This window comes from Paenibacillus phyllosphaerae, assembly GCF_014192105.1.
In the GTDB taxonomy this organism is placed as follows: Bacteria; Bacillota; Bacilli; order Paenibacillales; family Paenibacillaceae; genus Paenibacillus_Z; species Paenibacillus_Z phyllosphaerae.
Genome location: NZ_JACHXK010000008.1, coordinates 1 through 19,829 on the forward strand (window position 1 = coordinate 1; position 19,829 = coordinate 19,829).

Here is a 19,829-nt window from a genome sequence, read left to right on the forward strand (position 1 = left end):
TATTAATGGTTACTTCCATTATACAACATTAACGCGGTGTCGTGTTAAATTCATTGAGCATAAGAAAGGCTGTCGAGACTTTCTCGACAGCCTGAAGGGCTGCCGGCTGGCAGCCCTTTCTTGTTGGTAGTCGATAGGTTACGTGCTATACCGCAAGGATAGCGCTGATTAGTGCGTATACGTATAATGCGGCGAATCGTATTGCGGACCGGACTTCTCGTACGTGAACCAGATCTCCATCGATTGGCCTGCGCTCAAGTTGCTGATCGTATGCTCCCACGTTCCATTGTTGTTGACCATGCGCACATTCTGCTGATTCGTGCCGTTGACCAGGTAGTGAATGTCCACATAGAGGGCTGCGGTCGTCGGCTGGAAGGTAATTTTCTCCGATGTCGCGGTCGGTTTCGTCACCGTTGCGGTGAAGTCTGCCGTCACATACTGGTTGCCGGCAGGATTCGTCGTGACGCTATGCGCCGAGCTTGCGGCGGACACGTTGCCTGCTGCGTCTTTGGCTCTGACCGTGTAAGAATAGGCGGTGCCTGCGGTAAGACTATTGTTCGTGAAGCTGGTCGTTGTCGATGAACCGACCAAGGCGCCGTTGCGGTAAATATCATAGCCCGTCACGCCGACATTATCGGTCGACGCGCTCCACGTGAGCGTGACGCTCGTGCTCGTCTTCGTCGAAGCGAGCCCTGCCGGAACGGTCGGCGCCTGCGTATCCGTCGTCCCGCCGCCGCCGCCGCCGCCGTTGCCGGTGTTGAAGCTGTTCGCCGGTACGCTGACGACCGTGCCGTCGGAGAAGTTGACCGTGATCGGCGAGTTCGACATATTGTAGGCAATGTACGTCTTCACGCCGTTCTTGTTGAATACCGCATAGAGCGGCGTATTGGCCGTGATGGTCGGATCGGCATTGCCCATGGCATCCAGGTTATAGATCCAATGGTAGGCGTTCGCCTTGGAATTGCCGGCTTCGGCGCCGAGCGCAGCGCCGCGGGCGGTCCAGAAGTTTTTGGCCTCGCCCGGGTTCGAGATTGCGCGGTACATGTAGATCAGATCTTCCCAGGCGTCGAAATTCGTGCTGCCGTTCTCGCTGACTAGAGCGTTGTAATTCTTGTTCGCATACGTCGGATAGTGGGTCAGATACAAGGAAGCCGCGGTAATCGGCAGCCAGTTGATGCCGTGCACCTCTTCCGGATTACCCGTCCACCAGGTGCCGTCCCCGACCGTCTTGCCGCCCCAGACCATGCTGGCGGTCGAGCGGGTGAAGCTTGCCGGACGGTTCGTGTTTGCCACGTCGAACCAGTATTCGTTGATCGCGTTCATCTCGGTCGTATAGAGCGCGATGCCCGTATCGCGGATGGCGGTGTCGCCGGTTGCCTGGCCCCACAGCACCATGCCTGCCCACGCATTCATGCCTTCGGAGGACGATTCGTTATTGTTGCCGTCGCCGAAGCGGGCATGGCCGGACGCCCACGAATGGCCGGCATACGGGTCGAAGTTCCGCAGGAACGGGAACATCGTATCGCTGCGGTTCGCATTGGCGATGTCGCGGATGAGCAGGTTGACCATCGGTGCCCACGCTTGCGCCCAAGTCTTGTCGACGCGCGCCACTTCAGCAGCGGCTTTGATGAAATAACCGTAATGGAAATGATGATCGTTCAGTTCTTCGCTCGTGCCGTAGCTGGCCGGATAGCCGATTACCGTGCCCCAGTTGCTGTTGTAGTAGAACATGCTCTGGCTCTTCAGGTTACCGCTTGCGTCACTGGCCTTGAACCAGTTCTGGAGAATCGTCTTGATATCGTTACGGAACTTGTTCGCCGCCGTCGTATCGCCGACCTGATCGGCGATCGGAGCCAGTGTCGCGAGCTTGCCCAGCTGCTTGCCGACCCAGTAAGTGTCGGTGGTGCCGATGTAGACTTCCGCTTCCGCCTCGTTGACATATTGCTGCAGCTGCGTTTTGCTGTAGGAGCCTTTATCAGGCAGGGAAGGGAGGACGCCGGTGAACTTCATCGTCGTCTGGAACGATGTGCCTTCCGCCGTCTTCATCGTGCCGCGCACCGAATTGTACGTGTACGAAAGCAGCGAATGGGTCGAATTCTTCCACTGATGCGGATAGAGCGCGAAGATCGTGCCGGTCTGCGTGCCTTGCTTGGCTTGCGTCGCGTAGGTATACGTCGATGTGACGGTGCTGGACGCCGCATTGAATGAATAGCTGACTTGCGTATTCGTCACGTGGGAATACGCATATTGGGCGAATTTGTTCAGCGTTGCCTGGGTATTATCCGGCAGGACGGCGATCGAGAAATACGAGCTGCCGTTATTCGTCAGCGTCTTCGTGCCGATGCCGCTCCAAGTGCTGCCCGTCGCGCCGAACAAGCCGTAATGCGCGCCTTCCATCGTGATGCCGATAACCGGCGTGGATGCGCTGCCGGACCAGACCGTAGGCGGCGTGTAGAAGGACAGCTTCGGGCTGCCGCCGCTATAGGTGAAATAGACATAAGGCGAGCCATGCCCGTAAGTGACGTTCATAGCATTCGCGCCGCTCTGGTACTGCGCCTTGACGAACCAGTCGCTGAAGCCGTCGACTTTCGCGTCCGGGAAGGAGGCAACGGCGGTATGGCCGACCGTGAAATCGTGAATATCGTTGATCCACCCGCAGACGCAGGAAGAATTCGCCGTGATCCGGTTGCCTGGATAATAGATGCGAATGCCGTCGGATTGATTCTTCACGGCTAGCGGATGCGGGTATTGCGCTTCGGAATAGGTGTCCCACGCCAGATTGCTCCACCAGTCGTTGGTCGGCATCGGGCCGGTTACGCTGCCTGTTTTGTAAATGTTGCTTTGCGGATTCGTTGCCCCCGGCGGAAGTACGGTCGAATAAGAGCCTGAACCGAGCTGCACCTCGCCGGTGAATGCCCCGGCTTGAAGCGGCAGTAGGGAGACGGCGAGCAACATGGCGAGCAGCAAGGTACCTAGTTTTCGTTTACGCATTGAACATGAAAGCCTCCTCAATATAATATCGTTGGTAACGCTTACAACATTGTGGAACAGTCCCTCCTCCCTTCGCTTCTGAATGGCCTCCAACAGCCGTCGCATCGTGGCTTAACGGTGCCGTGGTCTTATCTTACCAATCGCCTAAGTTAGGTTGAATAGCCAATAATTTGTGATTGATGCCAATTTATTGTGCTCGTCTGCGGAAAGGATGTCATCCGACAGGCATCGACAAGCGTAATCGTCTGCGGGCAAAAAAGATTATGGAATGTGTTGACAATTCGATCCAGCCCGTGCTAAATTCTGTCTAAGCAAATTCCAAGTTATCTAATTGGAATTATAGGTTAAGGTCAACCATTCGTTTGGAGACCCCGATCGTGAAGGAGCGAGAACCGCTCTTCGCGGATCGGGGTTTTGTATTTCGGGGTTGATCGGATTCGACCGGGACACCGGAGATCCTCTGCAGCCGCACAAGAGCTAGAACGCCTAACGGGCGAGATGCGATCCGTGCCGCCAGAGGATTTTTTGCTACAGAAAAAAGGAGGTTGGATGAGGATGGAGAGACAAAGACAGCGGAACAGGTCACGAAGCAGATTAGGATTCATCTTGGCGGCGGCATTGGTCACGGCGGTGGCGCTGACGGGATGCGGCAGTAATCAACCCGCCCAGGCGCAGAAAGTGAACAGCGGGAAGGCGGACGATAGCACTGCTGCTGGCGACAACGCGCCAGGGGATACGGAACCCGAGATATTGGAGCTGCGCTATCAGGGCGGCGTGGGCAGCGTAACGCTTCCGGAGCTGGCCGAGGACCTGGGATATCTCGCGCCAATCAAGTTGAAGTGGATCGGCAATACGATCAGCGGGCCGCAAGATATCCAATCTGCGGCTACCGGCGACGTAGACTTCGGCGGTGCGTTCAACGGCGCGGTCGTGAAGTTGATCGCCTCGAAGGCGCCGGTCACGCCCGTCGTCGGGTACTATGGCGTGGATGAGAAACGTTGGGGCGGTTTCTTCGTCCTCGAAGACAGCCCGATCAAGACGGCCAAGGATTTCATCGGCAAGACGGTCGGGATGAACACGCTCGGCGCCCATAGCGAGATCGTGCTCAAGACGTGGCTGAAGAAAGAAGGACTGACGGACGACGAGATCGATTCCGTGCAGCTGGTCGTCATTCCGCCGATCAACGCAGAACAGGCGCTGCGGCAAGGCCAGATCGATATTGCGACGATGGGCGATATGGCCCGGGACAAGGCGCTCGAGCGCGGCGGCATTCGTCTCATCTTCAATGACTTCGACCTGCTCGGCCAATTTACGGCTGGCACCTACTTGATGCGCAACGATTTTATCGAGAAGAATCCGAACACGACGCGCAAGTTCGTCGAAGCGGTTGCCCGGGCGATCGAGTGGGCGCGAGAGACGCCGACCGAGGAGGTTATCGCCAGACTCGAGTCGATCGTGGAGAAGCGGGGCCGGGACGAAGATCCGTCGCCTCTGAAATATTTCTCGTCCTACGGCGTAGCGGAGAAGGGCGGCTACATATCGGAGTCGGAGTTTACGATCTGGATCGAATGGCTCGAGAACGCCGGAACGATCAAGAAGGGGCAGATTAAGGCGCCGGATTTCTATACGAATGAGTTCAATCCGTACAAGGACGATCAGCAATAATCCGGTCAAACGATTATAGGAGGTGTGACCATGGCGAAGATTAGTTTCCAGCATGTGAGCAAGACCTTCAAGGTGAGGAGCACGAGCGGCAAGAAGGACGGCGGCGAATTCACCGCGCTGCGCGACATTCATCTGGACGTGCAGCAAGGGGAATTCCTGACCATAGTTGGGCCGAGCGGTTGCGGCAAGTCGACGCTGCTCGATCTGCTCGCAGGCCTGACCAAGCCAAGCACCGGCCAGATTCTCATCGATGGCCGACCGATCGCCGGTCCGGCCCTGGATAGAGGAATCGTATTCCAACAGTACGCGCTGTTCCCGTGGAAGACGGCCCGGGGCAATATCGAATTCGGCCTGGAAGCCAAAGGAATTCGCGGGAAAGAGAAAACGCAGCGGGCGAGAGAGTTCCTGGCTCTCGTCGGCCTGAGCGGATTCGAGGATCGCTACCCGCACGAGCTCTCCGGCGGGATGAAGCAGCGCGTCGCGATCGCTCGCAGCCTTGCGTACGATCCGGACATTCTGCTGATGGATGAACCGTTCGCCGCGCTCGACGCGCAGACCCGGGAGACGCTGCAGAGCGAGCTGCTGCGCATCTGGGAGCAGACCAAGAAGACGATCGTGTTCATCACGCACGGCATCGACGAGGCGGTCTATCTCGGTCAACGCGTGGCGGTCATGACTTCCCGCCCGGGCCGGATCAAGGCGGTCATCGACATCCCGCTGCTCGGCCGGGCACAGGAAGAAGACTTGCGTTCCGACCCGGAATTCGGCCGTATCCGCCATGAGATCTGGACGCTGCTGCGCGACGAAGTGCAGCGCGCGCAAGCGTATGAGATCCAGGATTCCAGCGCATCTTCCGATGCGAATTCCGATACGAAAGAGGTGATGTAGGATGGCAACGGCAGAGAAAAGCGTCGTCTTGCCTGCTGTGACCGCGAAGAATGCTTCGGCAGGTTTGCCTATACAATTGGCCGGCAAGCTGTTCAAGCGTTCGATCGCGATCTTGCTGCTGGCTGCGGTGTGGGAGGTCGTACCCCGTACCGGAGCGGTCGAGGTCGCATTCTTGCCGCCGCTCTCGGAGGTGCTGCAGGCATGGTGGAATCTGCTGGTAAGCGGCGAACTGTGGAACCATTTTGAAGCGAGCATCATCCGTTCGCTATCCGGCTTCGGTATCGCGCTTGTCATTGCGATTCCGCTGGGGCTGCTTATCGGATGGTACCGCGGGTTATCGGAGCTACTGACGCCGGTGCTGGAGCTGTTCCGGAACACGGCCGCGCTCGCGTTATTGCCGGTCTTCACGCTCATTCTGGGCATTGGAGAGACGTCCAAAATCACGTTGATCGTCTTCGCGTGCTCGTGGCCGATTCTGCTCAACACGATCAGCGGGGTGAAGAACGTCGATCCGCTGCTGATCAAATCCGCGAAGTCGATGGGGCTTAATTCCTTTAAGCTGTTCACGAAAGTCATCCTGCCGGCATCGGTGCCGACGATCTTCACCGGCGTGCGTCTGGCGGGAGCGGGATCGATTCTCGTCCTGATCGCCGCCGAGATGGTCGGAGCCAAGGCGGGCCTCGGATATCTCATCAACTATGCGCAGTTTAACTTCCAGACGCCGGAGATGTATGCGGGTATTCTGACGATCTCGCTGATCGGACTGTTGTTCAATCATGGACTTGTCGCGTTGGAACGCAAATTTACGGCTTGGAAGCCGAATCATAACGAATCGTAAGGCATGACACGCAACCTCTAAATTCGGAAGGATTGGTGATGGATAATGACTACGCAACAGAATCGGCAGCTCAAACTCGGCGCCTTCTTCATGATCCCCGGGCATCATGTCGCCGCATGGCGTTATCCGGAGGCGGAAGCCTCCTCCGTGCTTAATTTTAACTTCTACAAGAAGCTGGCGCAGACGGCCGAACGGGGCAAGTTCGACATGGTCTTCCTCGCCGACGGTTATGCGGTATCGAACCGTTTCCCGGCTGCGCTGGAGCAGACCGTATCCGTCCGTCCCGAGCCGCTGACGCTGCTCTCGGCGCTGTCTTCCGTCACCGAGCATATCGGGCTGGCCGCGACGGTATCGACAACCTATAACGAGCCGTTCCACGTTGCGCGCAAGTTCGCTTCGCTGGATCACCTGAGCGGAGGCCGCGCGGCTTGGAATGTCGTCACTTCCGCGCAAGACGAAGAGGCGCTCAACTTCAATCAGCAGTCGCATCTGCTGCATGAGCTTCGTTACGACCGCGCGGAAGAGTTCCTCAATGTCGTTACGGGGCTGTGGAACAGCTGGGAAGACGATGCCTTCCTCTATGACAAAGACAACGCGAAGTTCGCTGACGGCAGCAAAGCCCACACGCTTAATCACGAAGGCAAATGGTTCTCGGTGCGCGGCCCGCTCAACGTGGCCCGTCCGGTTCAAGGCCATCCGGTCATCGTGCAGGCCGGGGCTTCCGAACCGGGCAAAGAGCTGGCGGCGCGGACGGCCGAGGTGATCTTCACCGCGTGGCAGACGTTGGAGGAAGCGCAGGCATTCTATGCCGACGTGAAAGGCAGGCTGGCCAAATACGGCCGTTCGCCGGATTCGCTCAAAATCATGCCGGGCGTGTTCCCGATTATCGGCCGAACGGAAGAGGAAGCCGACGAGAAGAAGGCCAAGCTCGAAGAGTTGATCCCGGTCGAAGCCGGCGTCAGCTTGCTGTCCAACTTGATCAGCTTCGATCTGGCGGGCTTCGATGTTGACGGACCGTTGCCCGACCTGCCGGAGCTTGCTCTGATCAACGGCGGCAAGAGCCGCTTTACGCTGCTCAAGGACCTGGCCGAACGGGAGGGACTGACGATCCGCAAGCTGTACCAGCGCATCGCCGGCGCGCGCGGACACCGCGAGATCAAGGGAACGCCGGTGCAGATCGCCGATCAGCTGGAGGAGTGGTTCGTAAGCGGGGCGGCCGACGGCTTCAACATCATGCCGCCGTACTTGCCGGGCGGGCTGGACGATTTCGTCGAGCTGGTCGTTCCGGAGCTGCAGCGCCGCGGCTTGTTCCGCACGGAGTATGAGCCGGGTACGCTGCGTGACCGCCTCGGTTTGGCGCGTCCGGTTCATCCGGCGCAGCAAGTTCGGGCGGCGGCGACGACGCACGCTTAACATGTTTTCGAGGTACGTTTCTTCGTCACTATTGGTGACGGGAGGAACGTGCCTTTTTTCGTTTTTTCGCCACATTCTTGCGTGCGAATCTCCGATTTTTAAACACGAAACACGGAAAAATGGCTGGCGTCCGCTTCCGAAGATCGGTAAATTCTCATTAGCACCAGAAATTGGTATTCGTACTGCAGCACGAGACGTATCGTTCCCACCGGAATGAACCGACTTCTGATCCCATTTGTCTGGTGCTTCATGTAAGCGCTTCACACAATAGGCGTTCAATTAAGGAGGTGAGTAGAAGGAGCTGCGGTTATTGCGCTCCGCAGCATGCACGTCATCTAAACCTTGAGGAGGGATTTATTAATGTCTACGAAGTTCCAACATCCTTTATTGCGAATCGCCGTGCTCTTATGCGCTTTGACGCTCCTGGTTCCCGCCAATTTCGGCAAGCTGCAGCAAGTGGACGCTGCGACCGCCCGCCAAGCCGAGAATCTCGGCCGTGGTCTTGTTGCGGTCAAAGTGAGCGGCGGCGTGTTCGTCAGCTGGCGGCTGCTCGGTACCGAGGCTTCCTCGGTCGGCTTCAACCTCTATCGCAACGGGACGAAGATCAATTCGTCGGTCATTACGTCGAGTACGAACTATCTCGATACGGCAGGAACGACTTCGTCTTCGTACTACGTGCGGGCGGTTGTGAGCGGCGTAGAACAGACGGCTTCGTCCGCCGTAACGGTCTGGTCGAACAACTATACGGATATTCCGCTTCAGAAGCCGGCCGGCGGCACGACGCCGGATGGCGTCAGCTACACGTATAATGCGAATGACGCCAGCGTCGGCGATCTCGACGGGGACGGGGAGTATGAGATCGTGCTGAAGTGGGACCCGTCCAACTCGAAGGATAATTCCCAATCCGGCTATACCGGCAACACCTATCTCGATGCTTACGAACTGTCGGGTACGCTGCTGTGGCGGATTAATCTGGGCAAAAATATTCGTGCTGGCGCGCACTATTCGCCGTTCCTCGTGTACGACTTCGACGGCGACGGCAAGGCCGAGGTCGTCTGCAAAACGGCGGACGGCACGATCGACGGCACCGGCGCCGTTATCGGCAGTTCAACGGCCGATTACCGGAACTCGAGCGGCTATATCTTAAGCGGTCCGGAGTACTTGACGGTCTTCTCGGGCCAGACCGGCGCCGTTCTGAAGACGATTGATTACGTTCCCGCCCGCGGTACCGTCTCCAGCTGGGGAGACAGCTATGGCAACCGGGTCGACCGCTTCCTCGCAGGCGTGGCTTATCTGGACGGCGTCCGCCCGAGCATCATTATGGCCCGCGGTTATTACACGAGAACGGTCGTCGTAGCCTTCGACTGGCGCAACGGTTCCTTGACGCGCAAGTGGACGTTCGACAGCAATTCATCGACGAACGGCAGCGCGACGGAAGGGCAAGGGAATCACAGCCTTAGCGTGGCCGACGTCGATAACGACGGCAAGGACGAAATCATCTACGGCGCCATGACCATCAACGAGAATGGCTCGCTGCTCTACAACACGGGGCTCGGCCACGGCGACGCGCTGCATGTCGGGGACTTGAACCCGAGCAGTTCCGGCTTGGAAGTCTTCAAGGTAATGGAGGATACGGGAGCTGCTTACGGCGCCGCTGTATGGGCAGCGGAGAGCGGCGCCATCCAGTGGGGCTATCAGACGGGCGCGGACACCGGCCGCGGCATGGCGGCGGATATCGATCCGAACTACGCAGGTGCGGAAGTATGGGCCTCGAACGGCGTCGGACTTCGCAGCATCACCGGCACGCTGATCAGTTCGTCGGCGCCTTCCTCGATTAATTTCGGCATATGGTGGGATGGCGACCTGAGCCGCGAGCTGCTCGACCATACCTGGTCCAGCAGTACATCCACCGGCGTTGGCAAAATCGACAAATGGAACCCTTCGAGCGCTTCCCTTACGCGTCTGTTGACGGCCACGGGCACGAACTCGAACAATTCCACCAAGGGCAATCCGAACCTCCAGGCAGACCTGATCGGCGACTGGCGCGAAGAGGTCATCTGGCGTCTCGCGGACAGCTCGGCGCTCCGTCTCTATACGACAACGGACGTGACCGCGACCAAGCTGTATACGCTGATGCATGATCCGGTCTACCGTCTCGGCGTCGCTTGGCAGAATGCGGGATATAACCAACCGCCGCATACGAGCTATTATCTCGGCAATGGTATGAGTACGCCGGCGCAGCCGAGCATCTATACGCCATAACGAAAGAGAAGAAGGGCCTTCCTTGCAGACTGCTGCAAAGAAGGCCCTTTCCGGTTTTACCCGTCGGCCGCCTATTACTGGCCCAAAACCAAATAAGCGGTCAGCGGCAGAAAGATCCCGGCAAGCAAGTACACGGCCATGGCGGCTTTCTTATTGCCCTTGGATCCGATATTCCTGCCATAGGAGAAGGTGTAATAGGTGAGATAGGCGGCGATTAGGAACAAGGTGATGCTCACAACCAGCTGAACGCATGGAACAATCCGTCGGACAGCAAGCCGATTCCTGTCGTTGATTTGTCGTAAAAATGATGCCAATGAAGCAGCTGATGGAAAATCGCCTCATCGATGAAAGCTACGGCCCCAAGTCCGAATAGCACGCCAGACCATAGATTGCGGCCGTAATGCTGCTGATGGCCTGCGACTTGCTTCCCCTGTTGACTGTCGAATTTGACTCGATCTTGCACGGTCTGATCACCTCGTAAGGATTGGATAACTTTAACAGGAAGCTTACTTACGTTGTCCCGTATGCTGCCTGTTCATTCCTCTTCAAAGGCGCTGTCATCCACTTGCTCTTGGCGTAGTTCATCCTCAAGCAATCCGACTTTCTTTCCATAATTATATAATCGATTTCCGGTCGAGTTAGATGCTAAACTTAAGACCTCAGACCTAATTCTTAACCGTTTCACAATGTAGGGAATTCCCCGCTCTTCATCAATCGCGTAAGGAGAATGAACCTGAATGTCCTTGAAAACCAAAGTCGCGATGATTATTACCATAACGGTATCCGCAGTGCTGATTCTGCACGGCATTCTCTCATACCTCGCAGCCCGAGATTCGAAGATGGAAGAAATGCAGACGCGTCTTAAGCTCGTCTCCAGGCAGATCGCCGTCTCGCTTGAACATGCCCGATACGCTAATTTACATATGGAGGATATGCTCGGGGAGAAAATCCGCTTGGCTGCGATCGTCGCCAAGAAGAGCTTGCCTCCTAAAGCTGCTCAAGTGACGAACGAACAGTTGGCCAAGCTTAGCGAGCAGACCGGCGTTTCGTACATGACCTTGTTCGTCCGGACGAAGGATGACATTGTCGGCGTCCGTTCTTCCGATCCGAAGGAATTGAACTTGAGCACCAAGGACTGGGGCTACTGGTACACCGCTTTCGAGCAGCTGTTCGATCAGCGGATGGTTACGATCCCGGAAGGGCAGAAGCTGCCCAACTTCTGGGCCGGACCGCTCGACGTCTCCAGCTCCGACCCTAGCTTCGTGGACAAGTGGGGCTACTATTACGACGGCACGACCGACTATATTATCAACCCTTATATTCGTGATAACAGTTTACTGGGGTTAAGCAACAACCTGGGACCGGAGCCAAGCATCGCGAAGTTTCTGGAGACTTACGAGTCGCTGCTCGAAATTACCGGATTCAATCCGGACAATATGGGCAAACCCGTGAACTATACGGAACAGAGTGGGCAGACCTTCGTGAAGCTTGCGGATCAGCCGGTTGCGTTCGGTTCTTACCTCTATCAGGACGATGCCGATGCGGAGGCTGTCCAAGCTGCGCTTAAGTTTAACTCGCAAGTGATCAAGTCCGTTACCGTGAACGGCAAGAAGGTCGTTAAGAGCTTCTTCCCGATTCAGGTCGATCGCCCTTATGTCGTCAGTATTGTAGCCGATTACAATGCGGTAGATGAGGTTATGTACGATCAGTTGGTGACCGATCTGTCGCACCTTCTTTTTACCATCATTCTGTTATTCATCCTCTCCTACCTGATCGCTGCCGTCATCATCCGTCCGATTCAGCAAATTCATCATGGCGTGAAGCGTATTGCCGAAGGGCAGATCGGGTACCAGCTAACCGTGAGCCGTAAGGACGAAATCGGTGTCTTGTCCGAACGCATCAATGTGATGTCACTCCGTCTTCGGCGGTACACCGATGAATTGAAGGATAAGAATAGAGAAATTCAATACCAGGCTTACCATGACGCGTTAACCGGCTTGTATAACCGGCATGCCTTCAACGAACATATGCAACAAGTGCTTACCGGACCTGACGTCTTCAAGCAGGCTGCCGTCTTGTTCATCGATATCGATCGTTTCAAGAGCATCAATGACTTGTTCGGCCATCGTGCAGGAGATATGTTCATTGGGCAAACTGCGGCATGGATGCTGGACTTGCTGCCTCACGAAGGAAACTTATACCGCTTCGGCGGGGATGAATTTCTTATCTTGCTAAGCAATACCAGCATGGAGAGCGCGATTGCGCTGGCTGAGCGATTGCTTCATCCGCAGACGGAGCATCCTGCGCATGAAGCCGAAGTACTTGCTGTTCAGTTTAGCATCGGGATTAGCTGCTATCCGAAGGATGGGCTGACGGCAGACGAGCTGATATCCGCGGCCGACAATGCGATGTTCAAGGTGAAGGAGCTCGGGGGAGCCTCCTATTGCGTCTTCTCTTCCGAGATGAACGAAGAGGTGCAGCGCCGTCTGCTTATCGAGAGCGGTCTCCGGAGAGCGCTTGAACGGACGGAGCTCTACTTGGTCTATCAGCCTTATGTGGATCTCCAGACGTCGAACATCGTAGGACACGAAGCGTTGCTGCGCTGGAATCATCCGGATCTTGGTTTCGTCTCCCCGGTAGAATTCATACCCGTAGCGGAGGAAACGGGACTTATCGTCGAGATCGGTCTGTGGACGATTCGGGAGGCATGCCGTCAGACGAAACTGTGGCAGGAAGAAGGTCATCAAGATTTGACCATCTCCGTCAATATGTCCGGCAGGCAGTTCCAGCAGCAGAATCTGGTCGAGACGGTGAGGAACGCGATTGCGTCTTCCGGCCTTGATCCTGCGTTCCTGACATTGGAGATTACCGAGAATATTGCCATCCACAATGAACGCAATGTCATGACGAAGCTGCAGGAACTGAAGGATATCGGCATACGGATCGCGCTGGATGACTTCGGCACCGGCTATTCATCCTTAAGCTATCTTGGCAAATATCCGCTTGATATTCTGAAGATCGACAAGTCATTCGTCCAACACAGTTATACAGATAGCGGCGAGAAAGAAATCGTCAAGACGATAATCGCCATGGCGCACAGCCTGAAGCTTAAGGTCATCGCCGAAGGCGTGGAGACGACGGAGCAGCTGCAATATTTGGAGCAGGAACGTTGTGATGTTGTCCAGGGCTATCTGATCAGCCGGCCATTAACTGCCGAAGACTGCGGCGCATTCCTGCGAAGCAAACGGCATGATGCGAGATAAAGGAGGTGAAGAAGATGTTCTACCGGATTGTCCAGTCCCGTCTGCCCGCAAGTCAATTAGGATCGCGGTTCATCAACCATACGATTACCGCCGGAACGATCATGTTCCTGTTATTCACGCTCATCGTCATCGGCATGCTGACTTGGCTTAATTATCAATATCGATCGCTTCAGGCTATTGAGCTGATGGAAGACAATCTGTCGGGTTTGCAGCTCGCGTTAACGGAGCAGGAAACGGCGGAAAGGGGATTTTTGCTCACGGGCGATGAGGCTTTCCTGGATCATTACCGCGATGGCGCGGAACAGTACGCGAAGTATGATAACAACTTGGTCCGGGATGCCCAATCGCTGGATCAATACACCATGCTGCTCGATAAGCTTATTCAGACCGGCTTCGATTGGCATAATCTGCATGCCGAGGCTTTGATCGCGAGCGAGTTGCGCGGAGAAGCCATAACGGATCAAGCCTTGATCGGGGCCGAGATCAGCATGAACCAATTCCGGGATTACGCCACTGAGATGACGTCCGAGTTGAAGGCGCTGGAGGAAAGCGAACGCGAATCCCTCGTGACGAATGCCCAGCTGATGCTGGTCGTCGTCCTTGTATTGATCGGCGTGACAAGTCTGCTCAAGATTTGCTGGACCATTCGTAACGTTCGCGTGATGACGCGTCCCATCAGCATGATCGAAGAGCAGCTGTCCAGGTATACGAAGGGGGATTTCTCCGCGCCGCTTCCGCAAGCGGATCAGGTCCATCAGGAGCTATCGAATCTGGTGCAGAACTTCGATCGGATGCGCAGCGATCTGCAGCATGAGCTTGCGACGAATGAGGGGCTGCTCAGCCTGATCGGCAAACTTCAGAGTTCGCTCACCCCCTCGGACGTATTCGATCAGGCTGTGTCCGGAATCGCGAAGTTAATCGACTGTCAATCGGCCAGCGTCGTGACGCGGGACCGAGACGGAACGATGCGCGTGCATAAGCGATACGTGAAGGGCGTCTTGACCGAGCATGAATTGGAGCTGAAACGCGAGGATGCGGCATGCTGCGCCGTCTTCTTCACGAGACAGCCGTTGTTCTGGAATAGTTGGATTTCCGATCCGCCTACGGGCAAGGTCGATATTGCCCTTCAGCAGGAATTCGACATTCGTTCCTCGATTCATGTGCCGATTTTCGGCGACAATAACGAGATTGTGATCGTGCTTAATTTCTCTTCGCCGCAGGAGAATTTCTTCGACACGGACAAGATCCGCTTGGTCATGAAGATCGTGCCGCTATTCACCGTCGCGATTCATAATGCGATGCAATTCGAGAAGACGTCGAATCTGGCCAGGATCGACGGGCTTACAGGCGTCTCTAACCGCGGCCACTTCAATATCGAGCTTGAGCGCTGTATGGAGGCTTACGAGAATTCGAACAAAGGATTTACGCTCATTCTGCTCGATATCGACAAGTTCAAGGCGTTCAATGACAATTACGGACATGTCGAAGGGGATCGCCTCTTGTGTCATATTGCCAATATTCTGAAGGAGAATGTCCGTGCAACAGACATTGTGGCCCGTTATGGAGGCGAGGAGTTCGTGATCTTGCTGCCGGATGCCGGACTCGAGAACGGCGTGAGGCGGGCAGAACGCATTCGTCGGAAAATCATGGAGGAGAAGCTGGCGAATTATGAGATTACATCGAGTCTCGGCGTCGCTTCCGTCAGGGCGGGAGATGACTCGATCTCCGTCATAGAGCGGGCTGACCAGGCGCTCTATCTGGCCAAGCAATCGGGCCGCAACAAGGTGAAAGCTAGCGATTAATAGATAGGTTTATAGAGACAGGTTGTCCATTCGGGCAGCCTTTTTTGTGGTTTTGCGGATTTTGTCGAAATAAATACGAACGAATTTTCGTGCTTTCGGAAAAATATTACAGTAAAATAAAGGATATAACAAACTTATAACAAATTAATAAGATAGTGAGGCATTCCCGCCTAATCTATCAATGTTAGGAGAGGTAGCGGTTATAGAATAACGTCAAATGTTGTCCATACTTGTCCCAATTAACGTCATTCATTGATTGTTAACGTTTTCATAAATGGACTTCTTGACTGAGCATGACTTGAACTGTTCCACATATAGGATACCCATTCATTGTGCCCAATTTTTGTCTGATGAGGTGATCAGGTTGGAATTAAGCCGTGTCTATAAGCAAATCAATATTTACTGCGACAGTCAAAGCAATGATCTATATATGGTTCCCAATGGCGAATTAAGCGGACTCGGCATCGTCGAGATCGAGCATGTCGAGAATCTATCGGCCCCATTCGAGGAGCAACAGCTGCTACATACGGTGAAACGGGCTATCGATCTCTGCTATTCCAAGACACCTGCGCTGCCCAGAACGACACCGTCCGCGCTTGGTCTGTTTCTGGGCTTGAAGAATTACGGTACAGCGACGAAGGATAAGAAGCTGATCGTTCTGACATGGGAGAATCATGTTGGCTACATTTTGTATCCAACCATGAAGCACCGCAGCGGCGGTTACGATCATATGACGAAGGAGGCCAGGTTTCTTGGCGAAGAGCTTAGCGACGAGCGTTTGGCGGAAGCGATCGAGTATGCGATTGAGCGTTCCTGTGTGTAGCAGGCTGTAAATCGATCGCTCCTTGCTGGATTCCAATGTCACGTATGGGAATGCAAACCGATGGCTAGCCCCTTGTCGATAGATGGCTGGATGAGCGATTACAGTTTTGTTTACGAGCCGCATGCGTGCGGCTTTTTGTCATGTTATGGAATCACGGAGCGGTTACGCCATCATCTGCGACCATTTTTTGTGAGAAAGGGGAATAGTCCTTTCTGCAGCGCAAAGACTAAGAGGGCCAAGAACTTAGGGAGGAGCAACTTGCATGCTCGGAACGATATTTCTATGGTCGGGACTGGTTATCCCTTGGCTATCGCTGTTCTTTCTCGATGGACACGTCATTCGCCGATACCTGCCTGCAGCGTTTGCCATTACGGTGTTCAATACCGTCATCAGCCAAGTGGCGTATCATTATTAATGGTGGTTGATTATGAAACCGTTGTTCCCTTGGTCGACCTTCATCGACATTCCGCTTGTGTATGGTACGTTCCTGGTAGGCACGATCTGGATCTTGCATTTTACTTATGGTCGATTGCTGCTATATACCTTGGTCAATCTTGCCATAGATGGCATTTTCGCTTTTGGCATGAGCAAATTTATCGAACGCCTTCAGCTAATCGATATCCGTATGAGCACTTGGCAGCTATATTTGCTGATGGTCGGCTCGGCAGGCCTGCTCAATCTGTTCCAGATGTGGTATGCGAATGATGAAGCGGAGCTGGTCATCGGATCTCGACGCCATGCAAGCGCGTAATGGATAGACGATGGTAGAACAAACGCGAGGCCGATGATTACGAAAGTTGCAGGATAGGTAAATTGTTCATATAGTTAGAACAAGCCTAACAAAATCATAAGGAGATTCCGTTCATTATGACCGATCATCCATCTTTAATAGAACCCGGCTGGCAGTTCGACAACAGCTACGCCAAGTTACCTCAAATGTTATACAGCAGCCTGAGCCCAACCGCTGTCCATGCGCCGCAGCTGGTGGCCTTCAACGCGCCGCTTGCCGTTTCCCTCGGCCTGCAGCCATCGGTATTGGATGGTGAAGACGGAGCGGCGGTATTTGCCGGCAATGTCGTTCCGGAAGGGGCGGAGCCGCTCGCTCAAGCTTATGCCGGCCATCAGTTCGGTCACTTCACGATGCTCGGAGACGGAAGAGCGATCCTGCTCGGCGAGCAGATTACGCCAGAAGGCAAGAGATATGATATTCAGCTAAAAGGCGCTGGCCGCACGCCGTTCTCAAGGGGCGGCGATGGGCGTGCCGCGTTAGGACCGATGTTGCGCGAATATATCATCAGCGAAGCGATGCATGCGTTGGGCATACCGACAACGAGAAGTCTCGCCGTCGTATCGACCGGAGAGCCGGTCTATCGCGAGTCCGAACTGCCCGGAGCGGTGCTGACTCGGGTAGCTGCGAGCCATATTCGCGTCGGTACGTTCCAATTCGTCTCCGCAAGCCAAAGATACCCCGAGCTGCAGGCGTTGGCGGACTATACGCTGGAACGCCATTATCCGGAAGCGTTAGCGGCAGACAACCGATACCTTGCCCTGCTTCAAGAGGTCATTAAGCGCCAAGCCAGCTTGATCGCCCACTGGCAGCTTGCCGGTTTCGTCCACGGCGTCATGAATACCGACAATATGGCGATCAGCGGCGAGACCATCGATTATGGACCATGCGCTTTCTTGGATACATTCGATCCGGCAACGGTATTCAGCTCGATCGATTCGCAAGGCCGGTACGCTTATGGCAACCAGCCGCGTATCGCGGCGTGGAATCTGACCCGATTTGCCGAGGCGCTGCTGCCGCTGATCGACGAAGACTCGGAGCAAGCCGTCAAGCTGGCGGAGCAAGAGCTTCCGAGGTTCATCGACCTGTATCATGAGCATTGGCTTAGCGGGATGCGCGCGAAGCTTGGGCTCATCAGCGAAGAGGAACAGGATGAGCAGTTGATCGAAGAGCTGCTCGCGCTCATGCAGAAGCATCGGGCGGATTACACGAATACGTTCCGCGCTTTAACGTTGGGGACGCAAGAAGCTTCTGATCTGTTCGGCGCGGAAGAGTTCGCGCAGTGGCAAGAGCTATGGACGGCAAGGCTGGAGCGTCAGCCGGCCACGAGAGCGGAAGCGCAAGCGCTGATGCGAAGCAGCAATCCGGCCGTGATCCCGCGGAATCATCGCGTGGAGGAAGCGCTAGCCGCGGCGGTGGACGAAGGCGATTTTGGCGTCATGGAACGATTGTTGCAGGCGTTGAAGGAACCTTATGCTTATTCGCCCGGGCAAGAGGCCTACGCGGCGGCGCCGGAACCTTCCAGCTGCCGTTATCGCACCTACTGCGGAACTTAAGGGGAATCCCATTCTCGTTTCGTCATGTTCTGGGGACGAATGGTTACACTACCTTCGAGTATCCACTATCAGATGAAGGAGCCGAATCCCTCATGAGCAAGCGCAACAGCAACATCGATGACCAGACCGCCGTCGATACGGCAGGACTGCCGATCTTCCCGTACCGGGAAGATATCTCGGCCACGGACATGATCGATCCGATCGTCGAAGGCGTAATGACCAATATTCAGATGGCCTTCACCGGCGAGAGCGATTCCGAGCCGGAGAAGGATGGGGAAGACGAGAATCCGTAAGACCATCCACGCTTTAACGGAGCTGCCGATACTGATCGGCAGCTCCATTTCTTTTTGGGCTGGAAAGTCCGCTTCTGACTAATCATGATAAAGTTCTAATGATACAAAGCGGCGCAACACCCCCTAAGACCCGTCCTTCATCCCGAACCTCATAACGAGAGGGGAGAGAATAAGATGGAGAACAAACGTTGTTTATTCTGTGAGCAGTTCGTGCCGATTACCCGGCATGGCGATGAGCTTCGCTTCAGGAACTGCTACTGCGCGCCGGAAGGCTATTATCGTATTCGCCAAGATTACTATGATAACAATCAGGAAGCGGGATACCGGGAGAAAACGGAGCTGTTCCCGCAGCTCTCCGGTTACATTCGCGAACGTTCGGAAGCGAATGAAGAGGTCTCGTTATCCGATGAAACCGTGGAGAAAATCCTGAATTCGCAGCAAATTCCCGTTACGATCGAGGAAAAGGCGAATCGGCTGCTGCGTTACTTATACAGTCAAACGGATGCACCTGGCACGCCTGTACTGATCCATCGGTTGTCGGTGCAATTTAATTTGACTTATTGGCCTAATTTGCAAGAATTCGTCTATATCATCGAGCAGTTGAAGGAGCAGGGCATGATCGAGCGCACAGGCTCGTCGTTCCTGCTGACGGGGCAAGGATGGCAGGAGGCGGCGTCTTCCGGACGCGATACGTCGAGGAAGCGCTGCACGCTGCTGTTACCGCATGACGAACAGCTGCGCGAAGCATGGGAACAAGACCTCGTCCCCGTCATCGATAAACTGGGCTACACGCCGTTCCTGTTGCCTTGGAATAACGAGGAGTCGGATCCGGAGGAGCAAGAGGATGCCGTATCGTTCATCGAGGGCAGCCAGCTGGTCATCGCGGATTTGACCGGACAAGCCCCGGATGTCATGTATGCCGCAGGCTACGCGCTGGGCATTCGAATTCCGGTCATCTGGACCGTTCAGCAGAATAAGGCAGCCGAGCTCGTCATCCCTTCCTACAAAATCAGGCCGATGCTGTGGGATGATACGCCGGAGCTGGCCGCCAAGCTGCAGCAAAAGCTAGCGGCTGCAGCCAGCCGAGCTTAATTTTACGTTTGATTTTGCGCGAGCGGCTGTGATAAGATGGCTGTAATTTAAGGATTGGGGTTGAACGGGAGTATGTAGGATTTCTTGCTGCACGTAACAATAAAACAGGCTAGTGCGGATTATTCCGCATGTTTTATTCGTTGTGGCACGGTGAAA

General features: G+C 55.1%; 15 protein-coding genes and 1 pseudogene. 13 read left to right on the forward strand and 3 right to left on the reverse strand.

Going from position 1 to position 19,829, the window contains the following annotated elements; translation table 11 throughout:
* Positions 1-168: 168 nt before the first annotated feature.
* A complete protein-coding gene (locus tag FHS18_RS17795; protein ID WP_183601450.1) occupies positions 169-2,991 on the reverse strand; it encodes a glycosyl hydrolase in 2,823 nt (940 codons plus the stop codon).
* 555 nt (positions 2,992-3,546) lie between these two features.
* On the opposite strand from FHS18_RS17795, the gene FHS18_RS17800 reads away from it, so the two are divergent.
* The 5 genes from FHS18_RS17800 (at position 3,547) to FHS18_RS17820 (ending at position 10,057) form a co-directional block, all read left to right on the forward strand.
* Positions 3,547-4,656 (forward strand): ABC transporter substrate-binding protein, encoded by a 1,110-nt coding sequence (locus tag FHS18_RS17800; RefSeq protein ID WP_183601451.1) that lies wholly within the window; start codon positions 3,547-3,549, stop codon positions 4,654-4,656.
* Positions 4,657-4,686: 30 nt separating this feature from the next.
* Positions 4,687-5,544: an ABC transporter ATP-binding protein gene (locus FHS18_RS17805; protein ID WP_183601452.1), complete on the forward strand. Its 858-nt coding sequence runs from the start codon at positions 4,687-4,689 to the stop codon at positions 5,542-5,544.
* Between the two features lies 1 nt (position 5,545).
* Positions 5,546-6,382, forward strand: coding sequence for an ABC transporter permease (locus FHS18_RS17810; RefSeq protein WP_183601453.1), 837 nt, complete (start codon positions 5,546-5,548; stop codon positions 6,380-6,382).
* A 45-nt stretch (positions 6,383-6,427) separates the two neighbouring features.
* Entirely contained in the window at positions 6,428-7,795 is a 1,368-nt protein-coding gene (locus FHS18_RS17815) for an LLM class flavin-dependent oxidoreductase (RefSeq protein ID WP_183601454.1), read from the forward strand.
* A 360-nt stretch (positions 7,796-8,155) separates the two neighbouring features.
* Positions 8,156-10,057 carry a rhamnogalacturonan lyase gene (locus FHS18_RS17820; protein WP_183601455.1) on the forward strand — a complete coding sequence of 634 codons (1,902 nt, stop codon included), beginning with the start codon at positions 8,156-8,158 and terminating at the stop codon, positions 10,055-10,057.
* Positions 10,058-10,131: 74 nt separating this feature from the next.
* Here the strand turns inward: FHS18_RS17820 and FHS18_RS17825 are convergent, their stop codons facing one another.
* Complete coding sequence (locus tag FHS18_RS17825; RefSeq protein ID WP_183601456.1) at positions 10,132-10,293, reverse strand: hypothetical protein; 162 nt, start codon at positions 10,291-10,293, stop codon at positions 10,132-10,134.
* A gap of 2 nt (positions 10,294-10,295) precedes the next feature.
* Positions 10,296-10,433, reverse strand: a pseudogene (locus FHS18_RS17830) (DUF2243 domain-containing protein); the annotation flags it as partial.
* 361 nt (positions 10,434-10,794) lie between these two features.
* Here FHS18_RS17830 and FHS18_RS17835 point away from each other — a divergent pair.
* The 8 genes from FHS18_RS17835 to FHS18_RS17870 all read left to right on the forward strand — a co-directional run bounded on the left by FHS18_RS17835 (position 10,795) and on the right by FHS18_RS17870 (position 19,673).
* Entirely contained in the window at positions 10,795-13,320 is a 2,526-nt protein-coding gene (locus tag FHS18_RS17835; protein ID WP_183601457.1) for a GGDEF domain-containing phosphodiesterase, read from the forward strand.
* Positions 13,321-13,334: 14 nt separating this feature from the next.
* Positions 13,335-15,122 carry a GGDEF domain-containing protein gene (locus FHS18_RS17840; protein ID WP_183601458.1) on the forward strand — a complete coding sequence of 596 codons (1,788 nt, stop codon included), beginning with the start codon at positions 13,335-13,337 and terminating at the stop codon, positions 15,120-15,122.
* A gap of 364 nt (positions 15,123-15,486) precedes the next feature.
* The gene (locus FHS18_RS17845; RefSeq protein WP_183601459.1) at positions 15,487-15,945 is read left to right on the forward strand and encodes a hypothetical protein; all 459 of its coding nucleotides are present in this window, start codon (positions 15,487-15,489) and stop codon (positions 15,943-15,945) included.
* Between the two features lie 262 nt (positions 15,946-16,207).
* The gene (locus FHS18_RS17850; RefSeq protein WP_183601460.1) at positions 16,208-16,360 is read left to right on the forward strand and encodes a hypothetical protein; all 153 of its coding nucleotides are present in this window, start codon (positions 16,208-16,210) and stop codon (positions 16,358-16,360) included.
* A gap of 12 nt (positions 16,361-16,372) precedes the next feature.
* Positions 16,373-16,696, forward strand: coding sequence for a hypothetical protein (locus FHS18_RS17855; protein ID WP_183601461.1), 324 nt, complete (start codon positions 16,373-16,375; stop codon positions 16,694-16,696).
* Between the two features lie 116 nt (positions 16,697-16,812).
* Positions 16,813-18,288, forward strand: a complete 1,476-nt coding sequence (locus FHS18_RS17860) for a protein adenylyltransferase SelO (protein ID WP_183601462.1) — start codon at positions 16,813-16,815, stop codon at positions 18,286-18,288.
* Positions 18,289-18,380: 92 nt separating this feature from the next.
* Positions 18,381-18,581 (forward strand): hypothetical protein, encoded by a 201-nt coding sequence (locus tag FHS18_RS17865; RefSeq protein WP_183601463.1) that lies wholly within the window; start codon positions 18,381-18,383, stop codon positions 18,579-18,581.
* Positions 18,582-18,755: 174 nt separating this feature from the next.
* A complete protein-coding gene (locus tag FHS18_RS17870; RefSeq protein ID WP_183601464.1) occupies positions 18,756-19,673 on the forward strand; it encodes a TIR domain-containing protein in 918 nt (305 codons plus the stop codon).
* Positions 19,674-19,829: the final 156 nt, after the last annotated feature.